The sequence below is a fragment of the Proteus vulgaris genome, assembly GCF_033708015.1.
In the GTDB taxonomy this organism is placed as follows: Bacteria; Pseudomonadota; Gammaproteobacteria; order Enterobacterales; family Enterobacteriaceae; genus Proteus.
Genome location: NZ_CP137920.1, coordinates 1,214,300 through 1,234,474, shown reverse-complemented (window position 1 = coordinate 1,234,474; position 20,175 = coordinate 1,214,300). Strand labels below are relative to the sequence as shown.

The 20,175-nt window shown below is 36.7% G+C and carries 21 protein-coding genes; 3 read left to right on the top strand and 18 right to left on the bottom strand.

The features are described from left to right. Positions 1-134: 134 nt before the first annotated feature. The 5 genes from uvrB to bioB form a co-directional block, all read right to left on the bottom strand. Positions 135-2,144 carry an excinuclease ABC subunit UvrB gene (uvrB, locus tag SB028_RS05760; protein ID WP_069367508.1) on the bottom strand — a complete coding sequence of 670 codons (2,010 nt, stop codon included), beginning with the start codon at positions 2,142-2,144 and terminating at the stop codon, positions 135-137. Positions 2,145-2,615: 471 nt separating this feature from the next. Then, positions 2,616-3,299, bottom strand: coding sequence for a dethiobiotin synthase (gene bioD / locus SB028_RS05755; RefSeq protein ID WP_069367507.1), 684 nt, complete (start codon positions 3,297-3,299; stop codon positions 2,616-2,618). Then, positions 3,292-4,056, bottom strand: a complete 765-nt coding sequence (bioC, locus tag SB028_RS05750) for a malonyl-ACP O-methyltransferase BioC (RefSeq protein WP_069367506.1) — start codon at positions 4,054-4,056, stop codon at positions 3,292-3,294. Before bioC ends, bioD begins: the two co-directional genes overlap by 8 nt. After that, positions 4,031-5,194 (bottom strand): 8-amino-7-oxononanoate synthase, encoded by a 1,164-nt coding sequence (bioF, locus tag SB028_RS05745; RefSeq protein WP_069367505.1) that lies wholly within the window; start codon positions 5,192-5,194, stop codon positions 4,031-4,033. The genes bioC and bioF overlap by 26 nt, the downstream gene beginning before the upstream one ends. Then, positions 5,194-6,231 (bottom strand): biotin synthase BioB, encoded by a 1,038-nt coding sequence (gene bioB / locus SB028_RS05740; RefSeq protein WP_036912109.1) that lies wholly within the window; start codon positions 6,229-6,231, stop codon positions 5,194-5,196. Before bioB ends, bioF begins: the two co-directional genes overlap by 1 nt. 103 nt (positions 6,232-6,334) lie before the next feature. Here bioB and bioA point away from each other — a divergent pair, with 103 nt between their 5' ends. After that, complete coding sequence (gene bioA / locus SB028_RS05735; protein WP_069367504.1) at positions 6,335-7,609, top strand: adenosylmethionine--8-amino-7-oxononanoate transaminase; 1,275 nt, start codon at positions 6,335-6,337, stop codon at positions 7,607-7,609. Between the two features lie 59 nt (positions 7,610-7,668). Here the strand turns inward: bioA and pgl are convergent, their stop codons facing one another. After that, positions 7,669-8,658, bottom strand: a complete 990-nt coding sequence (gene pgl, locus SB028_RS05730) for a 6-phosphogluconolactonase (RefSeq protein WP_069367503.1) — start codon at positions 8,656-8,658, stop codon at positions 7,669-7,671. Between the two features lie 149 nt (positions 8,659-8,807). Here pgl and SB028_RS05725 point away from each other — a divergent pair, with 149 nt between their 5' ends. Then, positions 8,808-9,629 carry a pyridoxal phosphatase gene (locus tag SB028_RS05725; protein ID WP_069367502.1) on the top strand — a complete coding sequence of 274 codons (822 nt, stop codon included), beginning with the start codon at positions 8,808-8,810 and terminating at the stop codon, positions 9,627-9,629. Between the two features lie 76 nt (positions 9,630-9,705). Here the strand turns inward: SB028_RS05725 and modC are convergent, their stop codons facing one another. The 4 genes from modC to SB028_RS05705 all read right to left on the bottom strand — a co-directional run bounded on the left by modC (position 9,706) and on the right by SB028_RS05705 (position 12,695). Beyond that, on the bottom strand, positions 9,706-10,770 hold the full coding sequence (gene modC, locus SB028_RS05720; protein WP_069367501.1) for a molybdenum ABC transporter ATP-binding protein ModC: 1,065 nt from the start codon (positions 10,768-10,770) through the stop codon (positions 9,706-9,708). Next, positions 10,764-11,456, bottom strand: a complete 693-nt coding sequence (gene modB / locus SB028_RS05715) for a molybdate ABC transporter permease subunit (RefSeq protein WP_069367500.1) — start codon at positions 11,454-11,456, stop codon at positions 10,764-10,766. The genes modC and modB overlap by 7 nt, the downstream gene beginning before the upstream one ends. Positions 11,457-11,473: 17 nt before the next feature. Next, the gene (gene modA, locus SB028_RS05710) at positions 11,474-12,244 is read right to left on the bottom strand and encodes a molybdate ABC transporter substrate-binding protein (RefSeq protein ID WP_069367499.1); all 771 of its coding nucleotides are present in this window, start codon (positions 12,242-12,244) and stop codon (positions 11,474-11,476) included. Between the two features lie 307 nt (positions 12,245-12,551). Then, complete coding sequence (locus SB028_RS05705) at positions 12,552-12,695, bottom strand: AcrZ family multidrug efflux pump-associated protein (RefSeq protein WP_071788544.1); 144 nt, start codon at positions 12,693-12,695, stop codon at positions 12,552-12,554. Positions 12,696-12,853: 158 nt separating this feature from the next. Here SB028_RS05705 and modE point away from each other — a divergent pair, with 158 nt between their 5' ends. Then, positions 12,854-13,645, top strand: coding sequence for a molybdenum-dependent transcriptional regulator (modE, locus tag SB028_RS05700; protein WP_069367498.1), 792 nt, complete (start codon positions 12,854-12,856; stop codon positions 13,643-13,645). A 128-nt stretch (positions 13,646-13,773) separates the two neighbouring features. Here the strand turns inward: modE and SB028_RS05695 are convergent, their stop codons facing one another. The 8 genes from SB028_RS05695 to SB028_RS05660 form a co-directional block, all read right to left on the bottom strand. Continuing rightward, positions 13,774-14,376, bottom strand: a complete 603-nt coding sequence (locus SB028_RS05695; protein WP_069367497.1) for a hypothetical protein — start codon at positions 14,374-14,376, stop codon at positions 13,774-13,776. 42 nt (positions 14,377-14,418) lie between these two features. After that, on the bottom strand, positions 14,419-14,751 hold the full coding sequence (locus SB028_RS05690; RefSeq protein WP_069367496.1) for a hypothetical protein: 333 nt from the start codon (positions 14,749-14,751) through the stop codon (positions 14,419-14,421). Positions 14,752-14,953: 202 nt separating this feature from the next. Continuing rightward, positions 14,954-15,265, bottom strand: coding sequence for a hypothetical protein (locus tag SB028_RS05685; RefSeq protein WP_069367495.1), 312 nt, complete (start codon positions 15,263-15,265; stop codon positions 14,954-14,956). 317 nt (positions 15,266-15,582) lie between these two features. Continuing rightward, a complete protein-coding gene (locus tag SB028_RS05680; protein ID WP_069367494.1) occupies positions 15,583-16,089 on the bottom strand; it encodes a contact-dependent growth inhibition system immunity protein in 507 nt (168 codons plus the stop codon). A gap of 3 nt (positions 16,090-16,092) precedes the next feature. Then, positions 16,093-17,667 (bottom strand): DUF637 domain-containing protein, encoded by a 1,575-nt coding sequence (locus SB028_RS05675; RefSeq protein ID WP_318860137.1) that lies wholly within the window; start codon positions 17,665-17,667, stop codon positions 16,093-16,095. 297 nt (positions 17,668-17,964) lie between these two features. After that, positions 17,965-18,153, bottom strand: a complete 189-nt coding sequence (locus SB028_RS05670) for a hypothetical protein (protein WP_069369150.1) — start codon at positions 18,151-18,153, stop codon at positions 17,965-17,967. A gap of 29 nt (positions 18,154-18,182) precedes the next feature. Next, complete coding sequence (locus tag SB028_RS05665; RefSeq protein WP_069369149.1) at positions 18,183-18,515, bottom strand: zinc ABC transporter substrate-binding protein; 333 nt, start codon at positions 18,513-18,515, stop codon at positions 18,183-18,185. Between the two features lie 6 nt (positions 18,516-18,521). Continuing rightward, complete coding sequence (locus tag SB028_RS05660; protein WP_318860136.1) at positions 18,522-19,934, bottom strand: DUF637 domain-containing protein; 1,413 nt, start codon at positions 19,932-19,934, stop codon at positions 18,522-18,524. Positions 19,935-20,175 lie beyond the last annotated feature (241 nt).

Below are 20,175 nucleotides of genomic sequence, written 5' to 3'. Positions count from 1 at the left end.
GGTGGTATTTAAACAGTTGAACGCCATTAAGGGAATATCAAACAAGGCAAAAAATGGAAGATAGACGGTAAAAAGGGATAATCCCTGTAAAAATACGGATATCCCTTTAGCGGTTTGTGAACTTAATTCGCTAATTAAGAGTTAGCAATAAATTGAGCGCGTAATGCTTGCAACTTATCGCGAGTACTCGCTGCTTTCTCAAATTCTAGATCTTTTGCATATTGATACATCTCGGCTTCTAAACGTTGGATCTCTTTTTCCAATTCAGCCGTTGATAACAACGGATAATTTTCATGAATATCTGTTGCTTTATGCCCTTTCTTATTGCGCCCTTGCGTAGGTTGACCAATCTTAAGAATATCACCCACTTTTTTATTTAATCCTTTAGGCACAATACCATGATCAAGGTTAAACTGTTGCTGTTTCTCGCGACGACGTTCAGTTTCACTTATCGCTTTCGCCATTGAATCGGTAATTTTATCACCATATAAAATCGCTTTACCTTCAAGGTTACGAGCTGCACGACCAATCGTCTGAATCAATGAGCGCTCTGAACGTAAGAAGCCCTCTTTATCAGCATCTAAAATCGCGACCAAAGAGACCTCTGGCATATCCAAACCTTCTCGAAGTAAGTTGATGCCGACTAATACATCAAACTCACCTAGGCGCAAATCACGAATAATTTCGACACGTTCAACAGTATCAATATCAGAGTGTAAATAACGAACCCGCTCACCATGCTCTTCAAGATATTCTGTTAAGTCTTCAGCCATTCGTTTTGTTAGTGTTGTCACCAATACACGTTCATTTTTTGCTGCACGAATACGGATTTCAGAAAGCAAATCATCAACTTGTGTGGCAACAGGACGTACTTCAACAATGGGATCAAGTAAACCTGTTGGCCTGACAACTTGCTCAACAATTTCATGACCTGATTTCTCAAGTTCATATTTACCCGGTGTTGCTGAAACATAAATCGTTTGTGGTGCTAACGCCTCAAACTCTTCAAAACGTAATGGACGGTTATCAAGCGCGGAAGGTAAACGGAAGCCGTATTCAACTAAGGTTTCTTTACGGGAACGGTCTCCTTTATACATTCCACCAATTTGAGGAATAGTAACGTGTGATTCATCAATCACTAATAAACCGTTAGCGGGAAGATAATCAAATAAGGTTGGGGGTGGCTCACCGGGACCTCTACCTGATAAATAACGTGAATAGTTTTCGATACCAGAGCAATATCCCAATTCATTCATCATTTCAAGATCAAACTGAGTACGCTGTGTCACACGTTGCTCTTCAACAAGTTTATCGTTAGCTAAAAGAACTTTGCGCCTATCCGCAAGTTCCTTTTTGATCTCTTCCATCGCCTCAAGAATACGCTCACGAGGGGTGACGTAGTGCGTTTTAGGATAAACAGTAAAACGAGGTACATTGTAATGAATTTGTCCTGTTAAAGGGTCAAACAGTGAAAGGCGTTCGACTTCTTCATCAAATAACTCAACACGTAATGCGTAATCATCAGATTCGGCAGGGAAGATATCAATCACTTCACCACGTACACGAAATGTCCCCCGCTGAAAGGCTTGATCATTGCGAGTATATTGTAGATCAGCAAGGCGACGTAAAATGGCACGTTGGTCGATTATCATGCCGTTTGTCAGATGCAACATCATTTTTAAGTAACTATCAGGATCCCCTAAACCGTAGATAGCAGAAACCGATGACACAACAATAACGTCTTTACGCTCTAGCAAAGCTTTAGTCGCAGATAAACGCATCTGTTCAATATGTTCGTTAACAGAAGCATCTTTTTCAATAAAGGTATCAGAACTTGGAACATACGCTTCAGGCTGATAATAATCATAATAAGAAACAAAGTATTCCACTGCATTTTCAGGAAAGAATTCTTTCATCTCACTATAAAGCTGTGCTGCCAATGTTTTATTTGGCGCCAATACCATCGTCGGACGATTTAGATTGGCAATCACATTGGCAATCGTAAAGGTTTTACCTGATCCAGTTACCCCTAAAAGAGTTTGATGAGCAAGACCATCATCTAATCCTTCACAGAGTGAGGCAATAGCCGCAGGTTGATCACCACCCGGTTTAAATTCAGAATGCAGTTTGAAATCTTTGCTCATATTTTCTTCTCCTCGCTGACACTCCTTATGATACTGGATAAAAATCCAGCTTCAATCTCTATCTCATAAAATTTGCCTGAATAATTAGCATAAGTTATCCCCAGTTTTGGAACTGCATTTTTTTCAAAAAGCAACCCCCTTTTTTGTTAATTATTCAAAGAGACACACTGACACCACTGGCTCTATTGATTTTATTTAATTAGTTGATATATAAGAATTAAAAATAAAAGTTGAGAATAGCGCCAATCTTTAGCAATGCCTTGTATTCTCTCTATTCAGCGTATTTTTATAATGGTAATACACAAGGTTATCCACAGGAATAGTGGATAACTACACAAAGTTGTTATCTCTCGGTAAGTTACGTCTTTTTTTTTACCTTAAAATATCCCTAAAAATTGGCAAAATTTATTTTTTTTATTTTTTTATTGGTATAAAAAATGGACTGTTATAATTGGGCTTAATAACACCCTATCAACTTTGTTTTAAACAAGAAAGATCGAGATAAGGCGTAAAATTATGCTCTTTTACTTCATTTAAGTAGGGTATTTTACCTAAGAATGGGGCTTTAATATGCTGTTTTAGTGTTGCTAGATATTCTTTCTGATATCGCCCCGCAGGTTCAACTTCATTTGCAACCCAACCCGCCAATGTTAAACCAGACTGCATAATTGCGTGTTGTGTTAATAACGCATGATTAATGCAACCCAATTTTACCCCCACGGTCAAAATAACAGGTAGTTTTTCAGTGATAACCCAATCAGAGAAAAATCGATTTGCTGACAGTGGTGTAAACCAACCACCAGCACCTTCGACTAAAACCCAATCAGCTTGCTGCTTTAAGTAAGACAAACCTTCTGACATCACATCAAAATCAATAGGCTGATTCATTTCTTGGCTAACAATATGTGGTGACGTTGGCGTTTCAAAACAATAAGGATTAACGCGGTGATAATCTAACTTTACCGTACTGAATTTTTGCAGTGTAAGTGCATCTGAATTACGTAAACCTTCATTTAGCCACTCACTGCCCGATGCAACAGGCTTATAACCTGCGGTTTGATACCCTTGATGTGCTGCACATTGTAATAGAGCCCCACTAACTACCGTTTTACCCACTTCTGTATCTGTGCCTGTTAAAAACCATGTTTTAGCCATGTGATATTTTTCCTATAACAATTTGATAAGTGAGCAAATATTTACCTGATTCTGTTTTCCAGACATTTTCTAGTGCACGAAATTTCTGTCGTGTCATTAACCCTTTTTGTCGATTACCCTGCACAAAATTAGCACCAACGCCTTTCAAAGAAGCAAAGAGCGCATGTAATGAATCATATTGTTCAGTGACCATTTCAGTGGAAAATTGGTAATGAAAACCACAACACGCTTTCTCAATATCGTGGAGCGATAAAAAAGGATTTACATGAGGATGCTGATCCAGAGATTGCCAAGCCTCTCTGACTTCTTGCAATGTCAACGTAGTCAGTGTTGAGAAATAAAGTGCGCCTTTTATATTGACCGTATTCATTAGTGTTTTAATCGCACCCGATAAATCATCACACCATTGCATCGCTAAATTACTGAATACAATGTCCACACTTTGTGGTGCAACGGCACAATGCTCAATATCACTTTGTAAGTAACCATCGGCTCGCTGTTGCTGTTTTGCCACTTGTAGCATGGTGTGTGACAGATCAAGTGCAATAACAAACTTGCCTTCTTGCTTCCATTTTTGACTAAAATATCCTGTTCCGCATCCCGCATCTAACACAATATTGCCACTATCATGACGCGCTAAATCCATTAATTTATTACCGCTATAACGCTGAATATTGGCGTAATTATCGTAATGAACGGCGGCTTTACCAAATGTTTGAGCTATACGTTGTTTATCTGTTTTGATTGAAGAAAGCATGAAGCGTCTCGATTAACAGCTTAATATCTGAAAGATGATGGCGAGTGGTTAACGTTATTCGTAAACGCGCACTTTGAGGAGGTACAGTAGGTGGAAAGATTGCCTTTACCCAAAGTCCTTTAGATTGCAGATAATCTGAAAGTGTTTGGCACAATTGTTCATCACCAATAATTAATGGCTGAATAGCCGTTGCTGAAGGTAGTAATTTAACTGGAAGTGAAATGACACCTTGGCGAAAAGTATGAATTAATTGTTGAAGATATTCCCGTTCATTATCCGCTTGCTTAATAACATTAAGCGCGGTATTTAAAGCAATAGCTTGTGCTGGCGGTATCGAGGTACTGTAAATAAGATGGCGAGCATATTGTTCAAAAAATGCTGCGGTTGATGCATTACAAAGCACAGCGGCTCCGCTGACACCAAAAGCTTTACCAAAAGTGACTACCAATATTTCAGGTTTAATCCCCGCTTCATCACAACTGCCTCGACCTTCTTTACCTAAAACACCAATACCATGCGCATCATCGACCATTAACCATGCCTCATGTTGTCGGCTTATTGTTGCTATTTCAGTTAATGGAGCTTGATCGCCATCCATGCTAAATACCCCTTCTGTTACCACAAAGGTTTTATTAGCTGACGTTTTATTAAGTCGTTGAGATAAAGAATCAGAAGAATTGTGTAGAAATCGCCATAATGTGGCGGGTGATAATACGGCGGCTTCCATGAGTGAAGCATGACAAAGTTTATCTGCAATAATGGCATCATTTTTTTCAAGTAATGCCGAAATCACCCCTTGATTAGCACTATACCCAGATGAAAATAACAGTGCATTATCGTAACCTAGCCACTCTGCAAGATGTTGTTCTAATTGCGCATGAGCTTGTGTAAATCCAGTGATATGGCCTGAACCAGCGCTACCGACACCGTACTCATCAGCACCTTGTTGCCATGCTTTAATGACGTCCGTATGTTGACTAATACCTAAATAGTCATTGCCTGAAAAATTAAGGTATTTTTCCCCTGATGTTGTGATCAAAAAACGTCCATCCGATTGTTTAATCACTTTGCGTTTTCGCCATAATGGCGTATTTCTACGCACATTAAGTTGTTCATCTATATAGGTTTTCCAGCTCATTACAGTGCCGCGTTATAAAATTGTTCAGTATCTTTATTAGCAACCGCTTGCATCAAAGCTTCTTCTTGCTGATTATCGCCCATAGATACTGCTAATCGTTCAGGGTTTAAACCTAGTTTACGGAATAGCTGGTGATCTTTATCTTCAGTCGGGTTGGTTGTCGTTAATAATTTACAGCCATAGAAAATAGAGTTTGCCCCAGCCATAAAGCAAAATGCTTGTGTTTGTTCACTCATTTGCTCACGCCCAGCAGAAAGACGCACATAAGAGCGTGGCATCATGATACGAGCAACCGCGATAGTACGAATAAAATCAAAAGGATCGACATCTTCATTATCAGCCAAGGGTGTCCCTTTTATTTTAGCAAGCATGTTAATCGGCACACTTTCAGGAGGCTGTGGCAAATTCGCTAATTGCACTAACATTGCAGCGCGATCTTTCACTTCCTCACCTAAGCCTAAAATTCCGCCAGAACACACTTTAATCCCCGCATTGCGCACTTTATCAAGTGTATCTAAGCGATCTTGATAAGTACGTGTTGTCACGATACTGCCGTAAAATTCAGGTGAGGTATCAAGGTTATGGTTATAAAAATCCAGCCCTGCATCGGCTAATCGATTAGCTTGTGAATCATCTAATTTGCCAAGAGTCATGCAGGTTTCCATACCCAGCGCTTTAACTTCTTTGACCATTTGCTCAAGGTAAGGCATATCGCGTTCATGTGGGTTTTTCCATGCGGCCCCCATACAAAAACGAGTTGAACCTGCTGCTTTTGCTTTTTTCGCAGATTCAATTACTTGCTGAACTTCCATTAAGCGCTCTTTTTCTAATCCCGTTTTATACCGCGCGCTTTGGGCGCAATATTTACAATCTTCAGGACAAGCCCCGGTTTTAATCGACAGCAAAGTACTCACTTGGATTTGTGAAGGGTCAAAATGTTGACGATGAACTTGTTGTGCCTGAAAAACCAAATCTAAAAATGGCATATCAAACAGTGCTCTAGCTTCTTTTAGTGTCCAACGTTTTAATGCGCTCACAATACAATCTCCTTTTTAAAAGTGATTGCCAGTTTAAATAATAGGGTTATCATGTCAACTAAAATTGATCACCATTGGTTTACATGATTAAATGAAAAATATAATGACACCTGAAGATATCGCTTTCGATCTACACCATATTTGGCACCCATACACGTCGATGAGCCATCCCTTACCGGCTTATCCTATCGTCAGTGCAAAAGGCGTTGAATTAGTCTTGGCTGATGGTAGAAAACTGATTGATGGAATGTCTTCATGGTGGGCAGCAATTCATGGATATAATCACCCAGAACTCAATAATGCCGTGACAACACAGTTAAACAATATGTCTCACGTGATGTTTGGTGGCATTACTCATCCCCCAGCAGTCTCACTTTGTCGAAAATTATTAGCGATAACACCAGAGCCTCTTGAATGCATATTCCTAGCTGATTCTGGCTCTGTTGCTGTTGAAGTCGCGCTAAAAATGGCTTTGCAATATTGGCAGGCTAAAGGTGAAAAACGTCAACGCATTGTGGCATTAAAACAAGGCTATCATGGTGATACCTTTGGTGCCATGTCAGTGTGTGATCCAGATAACTCCATGCACAGTCTTTATAAAGGTTATCTGCCTAATCATCTTTTTGTAGATGCACCAAAAACGGGTTTTAATGAAGAGTGGGATCCCGCTGATATCGACTCATTACGCTCAACACTAGAACAACATCATCAAGAAATAGCTGCTGTTATGCTTGAACCCATTGTTCAAGGTGCAGGTGGAATGCGAATTTATCATCCCGAATATTTAAAACACGCAAGAGCCTTGTGTAATGAATTTAACGTGTTATTCATTGCCGATGAAATAGCGACTGGTTTTGGTCGAACAGGTAAGCTGTTTGCCTGTGAGCATGCTGGAATTTCTCCTGATATTATGTGTGTAGGTAAAGCATTAACAGGGGGTTACATGACCTTATCAGCGACCTTAACCACTCGCCATATTGCCGAAACCATCAGCCAAGGCGATGCAGGTTGCTTTATGCATGGCCCAACTTATATGGGAAATCCATTGGCTTGTGCTGTTGCTGATGCCAGTTTATCTCTGTTAGCAAAAGGTGATTGGGTAAACCAAGTTGCACTATTAGAAGCACAACTTAAAAAAGAGTTATTACCACTAAAACAAGTTAAAAGTGTCAAAGATGTGCGGATTTTAGGTGCCATTGGTGTGGTTGAAATGAATGAACCCGTCGATATGGCAAAGTTACAGAAAATCTTTGTGGATGAAGGGGTTTGGATCAGACCTTTTGGCAAACTGATTTATATCATGCCGCCATTTATTATGTCGTCAGCAAACCTGACTAAACTGACTCAATCTATTGAGAAAGTGGTTAATCTCACCTAAACATTGCTAAAAAATAAACCTCTAGCAAAGTGATATAGGCTAGAGGTTTACAATGGTGTTTATTTCGTTACGACGGTTACCCACATGGCACCTTTACCCACAGGATATTGTGCTAATTCTGTTAATGCGCCAGTCTGTTTATCAATACGAGAAACAGAAGCAAAATCTGATTTTTGACCACAAGAAATCAGGTAATTACCTGTGTTATCAAGAGAAAAGCCACGAGGTTGTGTTTGTGTTGGGTAATAACCCACAGGTTGCAAATAGTCACCCGTCTCTGAAATTGTCATGGCACAAATAAAACTTTCAGAGCGTTCACTTGCATAAAGAAAACGGCCATCCGGTGTAATATGAATATCTGACGCCCAACGAGTACTATTAAAGGTTTCAGGGACGATATCAACCGTTTGCATTAAACGATATAAATCCCCCATACGACGATAAACATTGATTGTCGCATCTAATTCATTAAGACAATAAAACACATCACCATTAGGGTGGAATGCCATATGGCGAGGTCCTGCATTTTGTGCGGTTGTCAGCTCGGCAGTACCCACTTCGGTTAAACGCCCATCTTCTGATAAATCGAATAAACGAATATGATCTTCACCTAAACAAGGGACAATCAGTTGTTTATTATTCCAATCGATATTAGATGAATGAGGCTTATTCAAGCCTTCAATAATTTGAATCGGTGATTGAGGGATCCCCTTCGCATTAATAGGTAAAACCGCTAAATTGCCTTGGTGATAAGAAGGAACAAATAAAAAACGCCCTGTTTTATCTAAGCATAAATGGACAGGCGTACTTGGAATAGAAGTGATAGCCTTTTGCTCTAACTGACCATCAACAGCAATTGCAAATGTCACCACACTAAAATGAGGTCGAATACCAACATAAAGGTATTTGCCATCCGCACTTGCAATCATCGGTTGTACTTGTCCTGCAACCTCAACAATCTGCAATAAATCCATTTCACCTTCGGTGTTTAATGCATAAACATGGATTTGTTGACTCTCTGGACTTGCTACGTAAACGACCTGTTTCATTCCTTCTCCTTAAACCCAATTACCCATTGATTTATAAAGAATAATAGAAAAACCAACGATAACCTGTCACGATTAAGCTAGTTTATCTTTTATTGGTTAACGTGTACCATCAACAACATTGCATCTTAATACTATCAAGGGGCTTATTTATGTCATATCGCGTTATTGCATTGGATCTTGATGGCACACTGCTTGATGACCAAAAACGTATCCTGCCAGAATCTTTAGAAGCACTCAATCTTGCAAAAAAAGCAGGTGTTAAAGTCTTAATTGTAACAGGTCGTCATCATGTTGCTATTCATCCATTCTATCAAGCACTCGATCTTGATACCCCTGCAATCTGTTGTAATGGGACCTACCTTTATGATTATATTGGTAAAAAGGTAATCGAATCCGATCCATTAACAACTCAAGAAACCAAAGCTGTGTTAGATCTCGTTAAGCAAACAGATGTACACCATTTAGTTTATGCTGATGATGCAATGATGTATGACCAACTTACCGCAGCAGTACAACGCACACTTAATTGGGCAGATACCCTTCCTATCACACAACGCCCCAATCTAGTTAAAGTCGATGATTTTTATAAAGCGATGCATGATGTTAATGCAATTTGGAAAATTGCCACAACAACGCCTGATCACGATGAATTACATGCATTAGTAGAAAAAATCGAGCAACAAGTTGGCTTAGAGTGTGAATGGTCTTGGGTTGATCAAGTTGATATTGCTAAAAAAGGCAACAGCAAAGGCCGTCGTTTACAACGTTGGGTCGAAGCAAACGGTATGAGTATGAGTGATGTAATTGCTTTCGGTGATAATTTTAATGATCTTAGCATGTTAGAACATGTTGGCTTAGGTGTTGCCATGGGTAATGCTTCAGATGAAGTGAAAGCACGTGCAAAAATGGTCACTAAAGTAAATTCACAGCCGGGTATTGCTGAAACTATTCATAAATATATTCTGTCTTAGTCTTATTTTTATATCATCCAAAAGACAAAACCTCATCAAAGATGAGGTTTTTTGATCAGCCAATATAACGAATAAATTAAAGGTGGCGACTTAGCGAAATACTCTTAATTTGCGCATAAAGCCATTGCCCTTCTTGAATATTCAATTCATCTTTCGCCCAAGGGGTGATCCTCGCCCATAAATAATTTCCATCATTGACAAGTTTCACATCAACTTGACCATCATTTTTAATGGTTTCAACCACTTTCATATGCAAAATATTACGAATACTGCTATTTGATGGACGAGTCGTTGTTAATGACACATCAGAAGCATCAATACGTACACGCACATCACGACCGATTTTTGCCTCAATTTGAGGCAACCACAGCACTTGATTACCAAACGCCGTTGCTGTCATATCGTAATGACTATGGTGCTCCACCACCATCACATTGGCGATGCTGCTTAATGTCTCTTTTTGTAACCACGGACGTAATGCACTACTTGCCCATACATCTTCGAGTTTACCTGTCGCCTTAATTTTTCCTGCATCCATTACAATGACGTTATCTGCAAGCCGAATAATTTCATCAAGGCTATGACTCACATACAAAATAGGAATTTGTACATCTTGTGAGAGCTTTTCTAAATACGGCAGTAATTCACGTTTACGCGGTAAATCAAGCGAGGCTAAAGGCTCATCCATTAGCATAATATCAGGCGCAGTCAACAAGGCTCGCCCTATTGCCACACGCTGTTTTTCACCACCTGATAAAGTGATAGGAAAACGTGAAAGTAAATGTTCAATACCTAATAAATGAATAATGCGATCAAACTGTACTTTCATTGTCGGTGACATACCGTAAAGCAAATTTCCTCTTACTGTGTAGTGAGGAAACAGTCGGGCGTCTTGGAATACATAACCCACTTTACGTTTTTCAGGCGGCAGATAAATTTTCTTTTCAGTATCAACCAGTGTGTGATTATTTAATACAATCCGACCTGAATCGGGTTTGGTTAAACCGCCAATCACATTAATTAGTGAAGTTTTACCCGCCCCAGATAAACCAAAGACGGCAGTAATACTTTCTGTTGGCAATTCAGTATTGATTTCCAAACGCAGTGATCCTAGCGTCTGTTTAAAATTCATCTCTAGCATACGCCCCCCAATCTTCTACGACCCCAACGCGTTAACCACTCTGAAGCCATTAAAGAGACGAGTGCTAAAATAATTGCAATCACACATAAACGGGCAGCGTCCATTTCTGCGCCTGGTGTTTCAATCAAGGTATACATAGCCAAAGGGATTGTTCTGGTTTCCCCCGGAATATTGGAGACGAAAGTGATTGTTGCGCCAAATTCTCCCAATGAGCGCGCAAACGCCAACACAATCCCTGCGATGATCCCCGGCATAGATAAAGGTAACGTTATGGTAAAAAAGACGCGTATCGGTGAAGCCCCTAAGGTTCTTGCTGCTTGCTCCATACGTTGATCGACAGCTTCTAATGCCAATCTGATCGCCCTTACCATCAGTGGAAATGCAACGACTGCGGATGCAAGTGCTGCGCCTCGCCAACTAAAGGTAAAGCTAAAGCCAAACCAGTCATACAACCACTCACCAATAAATCCGCGTCTCCCCATACTGATCAGTAAAAGATAACCGACCACAACAGGTGGCAGAACTAAAGGTAAATGGATAATGCTATCAAGCAATGATTTACCGGGAAAACGTACCCTAACTAAAAGCCAAGCCATAAAAATACCAAAAGGTAGACTGATAATAACTGCAACAGTCGATACCTTAAGGCTTAGTATGATAGCTTGCCATTCGTATTCACTTAACATCTCCAAAAGTATAATTCCTACAGTGGGCTAAAGCCGTATTTCTTAAAGATTTCTGCGGCTTGAGGTGTTTTCAGATAGTCATAAAAATCACGAACGGCTTTATTGTCCTGACCTTTTACAACTGCCATTGGATACTCAACAGGTTTGTGGCTATCAGCTGGAAATATGCCAACCACTTTCACTTTATCACTCGCAACCGCATCAGAACCGTATACGATACCTAATGGTGCTTCATCACGTTCAACCAGCGCCATACCACTACGTACGTTATTAGTACGCGCCATATCAGGGCTTACCGTATCCCATGCACCTAAATATTCTAATGATTCTTTTGCATAGATACCAACAGGTACATGATCCGGATCGCCTACGGCTAGTTTTCCACCATTAAGCAAGGATTTCCATTTGGTTTCCTTATTAATAACAACGTCATTTAATTGACTATCTTTAGGGGCAATAAGCACTAAATCATTACCTAATAGTGTATGACGAGAATCTGCAACCATTAAATTTTTATCGATTACGTAGTCCATCCACTGCTGGTCTGCTGAAATAAACAGATTTGCAGGTGCGCCTTGTTCAATTTGACGCGCCAGCGTTGAAGACGAAGCATAAGATGCAACCACGTCAGTTTTCTTTTCTTGCTTATATTGTGCCGAAATTTCATTAAGAGCATTAGTAAGAGAAGCGGCCGCAAATACCGTTACTTTTTCCGATGCAAAACTTTGACTGACTAAAGCAAAAGAAATAACTGCGCCAGCAAGCAACTTGCCTGATAATTTTTTCATGTTCGAATTCCACTTAAATTAAAGGATGACACGCTGTATATACCAAGATATAGCGAAAAATGAAAGGATTAGATGAGAGAAACTGGTTATATATCAATAAATATAACCATTAAAAAGAAACAGAAAATAGAGATAGAGAAATTTACATACTCTAAATAATTCAAGTCACGGCTAGGCGACAAGTGAATGAGTCACTAGGAGCATATATAAGTATGTGACTAGTGCGAAAGAACGCCGTTGCTTGAAGTATGACGAGTAAAAAAATAGCCCTTCAAAAAAGGGCTATTCTAAATCAGGGAGGGAGATTTTATGATTTTTTGTCTGCTTTTGGCTGACTTGGTGAAATCAAGTTAAACACTTCACCTAAACCATAAATGATGCCCATAATCAGTACCATTACAACGGGTACCATCAAGAGAGCAAACCCTAAACTTTTCAACAATTCAAGCATGATAACCTCTTTATCATGGTATATTCGGAAAGCCAGAGTTGGCATTTCTTCACGAATGACGAATAATAACGCTATAGATGTATATATTCTAGAGAATTATCGCTTTGTGTCGGCACAAAAAATGCGATAAACACACAAAAAAGAAGAAGCCTATCATTATGCAAGCAGAAATATTATTAACTCTTAAACTTCAAGATAAGCTCTTTGCCGATCCTCGTCGTGTTGCATTATTAAAACAGATCAAAGCGACGGGTTCTATTAGCCAAGGGGCAAAAATGGCAGGCATTAGTTATAAAAGTGCTTGGGATGCCATTAATGAAATGAATCAACTCGCAGACGAACTTCTTGTTGATAGAGCAACAGGCGGTAAAGGTGGCGGTGGTGCAACCCTTACACATTATTGTGAGCGTTTACTTCAACTTTACGATCTACTCGGTCAAATTCAGCAAAAAGCCTTTGATGTATTAAAGGATGACTCACTTCCTCTTGATAGCCTATTAGCGGCTATTTCACGTTTCTCCTTACAAACCAGCGCCAGAAACCAGTTTTTTGGTACCATTATTGAACGTGATAATCTTCAGGTTCAACAACATGTTAATGTTCAACTCGCTGATAAAAAAACGACTATTCGCGCAGCATTAACAGAAAAAAGTGCAGATCGCCTCGGTTTGAAAAAAGGCAAAGAAGTACTGATTTTAATTAAGGCACCTTGGGTCAATATTGAGAAAGAGACTTCTTTAGCGCAACAATATGACAATGCCCTTTCTGGCACGTTGACTCAAATTGAGACAGGCAGTGAAAACAGTGAATTAGTGGTGACATTAGAAGGTGGGCAAGAAGTCTGTGCCACCTGTTCTAATCAGCATGTTAAAGAGCAAAAATTGCATATTAATGATAGTGTAACGGCTTTATTTAATGCCGATCAGGTGATTGTCGCCACACTGTGTTAATTATTAGCATGATTGCTTTTCAATAAAAAAATAAAACCATTACTTAGTTATTATTTTAGAAATAATATTAAGTGATGGTTTTTAGTTCAGAATAATACTTCCATTAAAGAATAAACAATTAAATTTATTTATTCTGAATACATGCGAGTAAAATAATCGCTAATTTTATTGTTATCAAGCAATCTATCTTTGGTAAAATCAAGACTATCAGAGACGACAATATATTTTCTTAGCCCTTCAGGAATATCTTCTATCGTTGCACAAATAGTAGGAACAATAAAACGAAAATAGTCACCCATTTTGGTTTCACCTTCATAGCCAATGGGATAATCTTCTCCTATAGATTGTCCCTCTAATGCTTCAAAATAAAACATTCCCATTTTAGTTGCTAATTCAGCATCACAATTTTTTTTATTTTCCAACCTAAAATTAAAACTATTAATTATTTCTTGTTTATTTTTATATTTTTTATATACCCAGCTAGAATATAGGTCTATAAGGTACTCACCTTTTTTATTTACATCATTACTATATTTTTCAGAGTCTCCATCGATATATTCACATAAATCATTAAGTGATTCTTTTATATTATTTATTTTTAATATACATTTAGGTAACCATCCATACCCATTATTTAGCATCATTGAAATACATCCATTTTTATCCATAGCAATCCATGAATGATTTCTTGCTTGACCAGGATGCCAGTTTATATCAAGTAACAATCCCATATATGTTCCCTAGCATTATTTAATAAATAATTTTCACACATATTATTTAGATAAATTTACCGCAACCAGTAGTTTTAACCTTAATTTTTTATCCTTTATTTTTTTTGAATATAAATCTAATGATGATATATTGATATATTTAAATTCACCATTAAATCTAGATAATTCAAACTCAACAATAGAATCTTTATTAACTAATAATGTATACAGATCATAATCTTCTTCTAAAACATGCTCCAAACAATAGACACTTATTATATTAGAGAATCTATTTTTTAAAAGACAATTAATTTTTTCATTTTTTAGAATAGAACCTTCATTTTTAATTAATCTATCCTTAATAATCATTTCTTTTCTAGAACCAATTAATTTCATTTTAGTCTTCCTGATATTACTGTTATTAAATTACCTCAATTATCCGTTAAAATTGTTATGATATTCGTTGAGTTTTTAGTAAATTTATTAATACCTATATATTTATCTAATATAATAACTCTTTCATACAATTTCTTATTATTAACATTATAATTGCATTATTATATATAATTTATTAATCTAACATTCCATATATGAACTATCATTTAATTATCTCACTATTTGATAAAGCAATAATCTCTTTCATATAACGATGATATTGTTTCCCCTTTTTCATAATAGCATAATCTTTAATTGATAAAATATCCGTATGGTTAATAGAATTATTTAACCTCGACACTTCAATAAAAATAACATCCTTGCTATTAACTAAGTAAGTATAAACATCCTCTAATTGTTCTATCATATGATATAAACAATATGCTGATTTCAATGATGGAAATACTTTTTTGAGGTACGGAATAATAATTTTATTTTCTGAATCCTTAAATTTTAAAAAAGCTTCCTTTGTCATCACTTTATTTCTCCAGGGGTAGTAGTTATTAAATTTCCATTTTTATCTATAGCAATCCATGAATGATTTCTTGCTTGACTAGGATACCTGTTTATATCAAGTAACAATCCCATATATGCTCCCTAGCATTATTTAATTTTTTAAATATCATTACCTTAAAGTATTAGCATAGTTAGTTTTATTCAAAAATAAAACCAGCTAAGATAATTCTATTTTTCATTTAATTATTTACAATTTTAAAAAAATATTTTTATATAGATATAATAAAAAATCACCTTACACATAATTAGAATAAGGGAATTTTATTTAGTATCCATTTAAATTTTACGACTAATACAACGTGTAAAAGCTTCTTTTATTGATGCACCTAAGACCTCGTCACTGCAATTGGTTTTTAATGTAATAATTGCACTATCAGGTATTCCCTCACCTACCCAATGATCCATACGTAAATGATTTAGAGGACTAATAGTAATTTCATCATCTGTAAGATCTAAGCTACATCGATTCATATTATTAAAAAGTGCTGTTTTATTTTTATAACCATACTCTTCGATTATTTTTTTTATCCAGTCTTGATAAGGTTTTTTATCATTATACATTTGATGAAACTGATCTGAATTTCCTTTAATTTGCTCACTTTTAATCAGAGCGAGTTTTGCATAATAACCTAATTCTGCATCAAGAAGATCATTAGGTAAAACTTTATAGCCTTTTTTTAGATCCATTATATAGATAGAGTGACCAGAAAAAGTTAATAAAATATAATGAGTATCATTATAATAAACACTTGCTCTTAATTTATTATTTTTTAATTTAAACATATACTATTCCTCAATAATCGTAATATTAACTTTTATATTTTTTGATGATGCATTTTTGATAGAATCATTAATAGCATCCCATTGTTCTTTATTGGTTTTTTCTGGAACGCCTAATTCTAATGTTTTTAATTTCACATCTTTTTTAGAAATTTCTGTAGTTCCATGCGCATCACCGCTATATTTATCCATAGTTGAAATATATTTATTTAATATATTTTCTATTGATTTTGGATTTTTAAGTCTTGATTCCGTCTGGGTATTTAATGTCTTTACACTAATATATTCACCTGTATTACCATCATAATAGTCAAATGTTTTGGCATTAAGATGTAATCGTGTAAGTCGTTTATTTGATAGACCAATGTAATTCTCAAATGTCATTCCTTGCTCTACTATTGTACCTTGGTACATCCATTTCATTGTGATTTTATTTCCTGATTTGTCAATAAAATAAATATCATTTATTGGTATAAACTGCGTTTTATTGGCATTAAAACTTATTGGACCATAAATTCTATTACCATTACGCCTAGTTATTGATGCACCTATTGCAATTACTGAAGTTAAGTTTTCAAGTGTTTTTTTATCCCATCCAGTAAATTTACTCGCATTTTCAATCCATTGATTTTTTGAAAATGTTTCACTATCTGTTAATTTATCGGCTTCAGTGTAAGTAAATAATTTGATTTTTTCATAACCACTAAATAAGGGATAATTTCCACCTATCCTAGTTTTCTCTTTTGTGATCCAATAATCTGAAAGTAATGAATCTTCCACATGTGTATATGGATATTTTTTCATTAAAGATTCATAATAATTTCTTTCAGATGAATCTAATGATTCTTGAGCAACGCAATAAACTTTTCGACAAGACGCAGCTAATAAGCGCTCTAATTTATTTTTATCTCCATTGGCTAATTTATTAATTGCTTTTGTTTCTTCTAAATGAAGTTGTCGATTATAACGTTCGACTAATTCTGCTGAATTAGCCGCACTAATAACGCCCTCCGCTTTACCTGTTGCAAGTAAACCAGCAAAAGCACCCACTAGACGGCTTCTCTGAGCCTGCTGTTCTCGCCACTGCTCTGTCTTAATTAAATTATCGTTGAGCGATATCGCCGCTATCTCTGCCGCCAAGGCACCTGCGACTGCGCCGGTAACACTGCCTCCTGCAATTTCTGCACTAATACCCGCAACGACGGAATGACTTAAAACCTTTCCTGCATGTCCTAATACGGCACCGTTATCACCAATGAGATTGGCGCCTTCTGCGTGAAATTGACTGCCGATATGGTTTAATAACGCAGTTTTAAAATTATCAATAAAACTGCCACCTTGAATGGCTGTGCCTAGTGTAGAACTCACTACTGACTGTGAGGCAACGCGTTGAGCAACTTGAGTCCATGTGGCATTATCAGTAAGCAATAACTTACCTGTTGAGGGTAAGGTTCCTCCTTGGATTGCCTGATCCCAACCCATAAATTGGTCAAGACCTTGCAATGCCCCCGCAACCACCATACTGGTAACGACTGACTTGACAGTGTCACTACGACCTAATGACTCTAGGGTTTTAGAGATATTGCCTTTGTTTTCAACTAAAGAAACAGTCGCTTACGAAACTAAAGAAGCAAAACCGTTAATGATTGTTCTTTTTGGGATTTAATATCCGCAGAGATACCTTGTGGTGTATAAATTGTGAGCTACCCGCCAATATAGAGTTCGGGTAATTATCGCCATTCATTGTTAATTATTAGCATGATTGCTTTTCAATAAAAAAATAAAACCATTACTTAGTTATTATTTTAGAAATAATATTAAGTGATGGTTTTTAGTTTAGAAGAATATTTTTATTAAAGAATAAACAATTAAATTTATTTATTCTGAATACATGCGAGTAAAATAATCGCTAATTTTATTGTTATCAAGCAATCTATCTTTGGTAAAATCAAGACTATCAGAGACGACAATATATTTTCTTAGCTCTTCAGGAATATCTTCTATCGTTGCAGTAAATAGTAGGAACAATAAAACGAAAATAATCATCCATTTTGGTTTTGCCTTCATATACAGAGCTAAAACTATGTATCCTCAATTTAATTGGTTGGCCCATTCCATCGTAATTGATGTCGTAATTCATTAGGAACCAAGTTAAATAACATTTTAATATACTTGATATTACCATCATATAATATACTTATTTTTGAATTGCATTTTTCAGTATATGTTTTAGCTTGAAAATTTAAAAATGAAATATCACTTTCATCAAAATCTTGATTAAGTATTTTTTTGGGTAAATTATGAATTAACTGTAATTCGTAATAACAAGATTTATCTTTTGCTTTTGCTATCATTCCTCTAGACTGAATATTTCTTAATTGAGGCAAAATCCAATACATCATATCTATGTATATTTCATTTTTAGTCATATATTCTCACTTTATTTTTCTTACCGGTAATGGCTTTGAATCAACTATAGGATTTTCTATTTTAGTCCAGCTTCCATTATCTAACAATTGATTAATATATTTTATTTCTCCTATTTCATTATATATTTCCACTGCAGCAACCATCCTATGGTTACCTTCCGTTACATAATAAATACCCTTTTTGTCTATATAACCAGCAATAATACCTGATGGAGCTTTATAGCTATAAAAGTTTTTAAGCATATCAGCTTTTATTAAATCAACTGCATCAGGATCACTTAATCCTACTTGTCCACTTTTTATAGAAGAAATCAATTTATTTCTTGTGGTAATCTTAGCTGATGTCTTAGCTATAAGCTGAGAACTTCCTTTCGCAACTCCAGCACCACCAGCAAATAAGCCTACGAGATCAAAAATAAGTTTCCCGCTTTCAACACCCGCATTAAATGAACCAGATACACCTGCTTTTTGATATTCTGCTTCCAGTTTTTCAATACGCTCGATATACGATTGTTTAACTGTTTGAGTTAATGTATCGAAAGCATTATCACTTTGAATAACTGCTTTAATAGCTTGGTATGTTTCGAGTGGATTTGTAGCAAGAGAAGCGAGCCCTTCAATCGTTTCATACAATCCTGTTGGTATACCTGCTATAAGACCTGCATTAAACCCTGTATCTTGTCCTATATCTACTGATAGCCATTTAAGATAAATTGCTGTCTTTTTAAAATAATTAGTTTCAGTAGATAATTCTTTCTCCATTAACTTTTGCTGATGGTGAGAGAGATAATTGTAACGGAAACTATTTTCAGCCCCTCTTGCACCACTATATACACCACCAGGCTCACCAGTAAAAATACCGCCTGCTATACCACCGAATAACCTAACAAATTGAGCTTGTGATTCTGATTTTTTATGCCACTCCTCAGCCTTAATAGTATTATCACCCAGAGAAATAGCCGCAATTTCAGCAGCTAGGCTACCTATAACAGTACCATTAACATTTCCCCCACTAATTTGGGCAGATAAACCAGATAATGTTGCATGGCTTAAAACCTTTCCTGCATGCCCTAATACCGCACCGTTATCACCAATGAGATTGGCGCCTTCTGCGTGAAATTGACTGCCGATATGGTTTAATAACGCAGTTTTAAAATTATCAATAAAACTGCCACCTTGAATGGCTGTGCCTAGTGTAGAACTCACTACTGACTGTGAGGCAACGCGTTGAGCAACTTGATCCCATGTGGCGTTATCAGTAAGCAGTAACTTACCTGTTGAGGGTAAGGTTCCTCCTTGGATTGCCTGATCCCAACCCATAAATTGGTCAAGACCTTGCAATGCCCCCGCAACCACCATACTGGTAACGACTGACTTGACAGTGTCACTACGACCTAATGACTCTAGGGTTTTAGAGATATTGCCTTTGTTTTCAACTAAAGAAACAGTCGCTTACGAAACTAAAGAAGCAAAACCGTTAATGATTGTTCTTTTTGGGATTTAATATCCGCAGAGATACCTTGTGGTGTATAAATTGTGAGCTACCCGCCAATATAGAGTTCGGGTAATTATCGCCATTCATTGTTAATTATTAGCATGATTGCTTTTCAATAAAAAAATAAAACCATTACTTAGTTATTATTTTAGAAATAATATTAAG

Coding starts and splice junctions, on each gene's coding strand:
- SB028_RS05665 (WP_069369149.1), bottom strand. CDS start 18,515: ATGACTAAAAATGAAATATACATAGATATGATGTATTGGATTTTGCCT.
- SB028_RS05680 (WP_069367494.1), bottom strand. CDS start 16,089: ATGTTTAAATTAAAAAATAATAAATTAAGAGCAAGTGTTTATTATAAT.
- SB028_RS05705 (WP_071788544.1), bottom strand. CDS start 12,695: ATGCTTGAATTGTTGAAAAGTTTAGGGTTTGCTCTCTTGATGGTACCC.
- modB (WP_069367500.1), bottom strand. CDS start 11,456: ATGTTAAGTGAATACGAATGGCAAGCTATCATACTAAGCCTTAAGGTA.
- bioC (WP_069367506.1), bottom strand. CDS start 4,056: ATGCTTTCTTCAATCAAAACAGATAAACAACGTATAGCTCAAACATTT.
- bioF (WP_069367505.1), bottom strand. CDS start 5,194: ATGAGCTGGAAAACCTATATAGATGAACAACTTAATGTGCGTAGAAAT.
- modA (WP_069367499.1), bottom strand. CDS start 12,244: ATGAAAAAATTATCAGGCAAGTTGCTTGCTGGCGCAGTTATTTCTTTT.
- SB028_RS05695 (WP_069367497.1), bottom strand. CDS start 14,376: ATGGGATTGTTACTTGATATAAACTGGCATCCTGGTCAAGCAAGAAAT.
- bioD (WP_069367507.1), bottom strand. CDS start 3,299: ATGGCTAAAACATGGTTTTTAACAGGCACAGATACAGAAGTGGGTAAA.
- pgl (WP_069367503.1), bottom strand. CDS start 8,658: ATGAAACAGGTCGTTTACGTAGCAAGTCCAGAGAGTCAACAAATCCAT.
- uvrB (WP_069367508.1), bottom strand. CDS start 2,144: ATGAGCAAAGATTTCAAACTGCATTCTGAATTTAAACCGGGTGGTGAT.
- SB028_RS05690 (WP_069367496.1), bottom strand. CDS start 14,751: ATGAAATTAATTGGTTCTAGAAAAGAAATGATTATTAAGGATAGATTA.
- bioA (WP_069367504.1), top strand. CDS start 6,335: ATGACACCTGAAGATATCGCTTTCGATCTACACCATATTTGGCACCCA.
- modC (WP_069367501.1), bottom strand. CDS start 10,770: ATGCTAGAGATGAATTTTAAACAGACGCTAGGATCACTGCGTTTGGAA.
- SB028_RS05670 (WP_069369150.1), bottom strand. CDS start 18,153: ATGAAGGCAAAACCAAAATGGATGATTATTTTCGTTTTATTGTTCCTA.
- SB028_RS05685 (WP_069367495.1), bottom strand. CDS start 15,265: ATGACAAAGGAAGCTTTTTTAAAATTTAAGGATTCAGAAAATAAAATT.
- modE (WP_069367498.1), top strand. CDS start 12,854: ATGCAAGCAGAAATATTATTAACTCTTAAACTTCAAGATAAGCTCTTT.
- SB028_RS05725 (WP_069367502.1), top strand. CDS start 8,808: ATGTCATATCGCGTTATTGCATTGGATCTTGATGGCACACTGCTTGAT.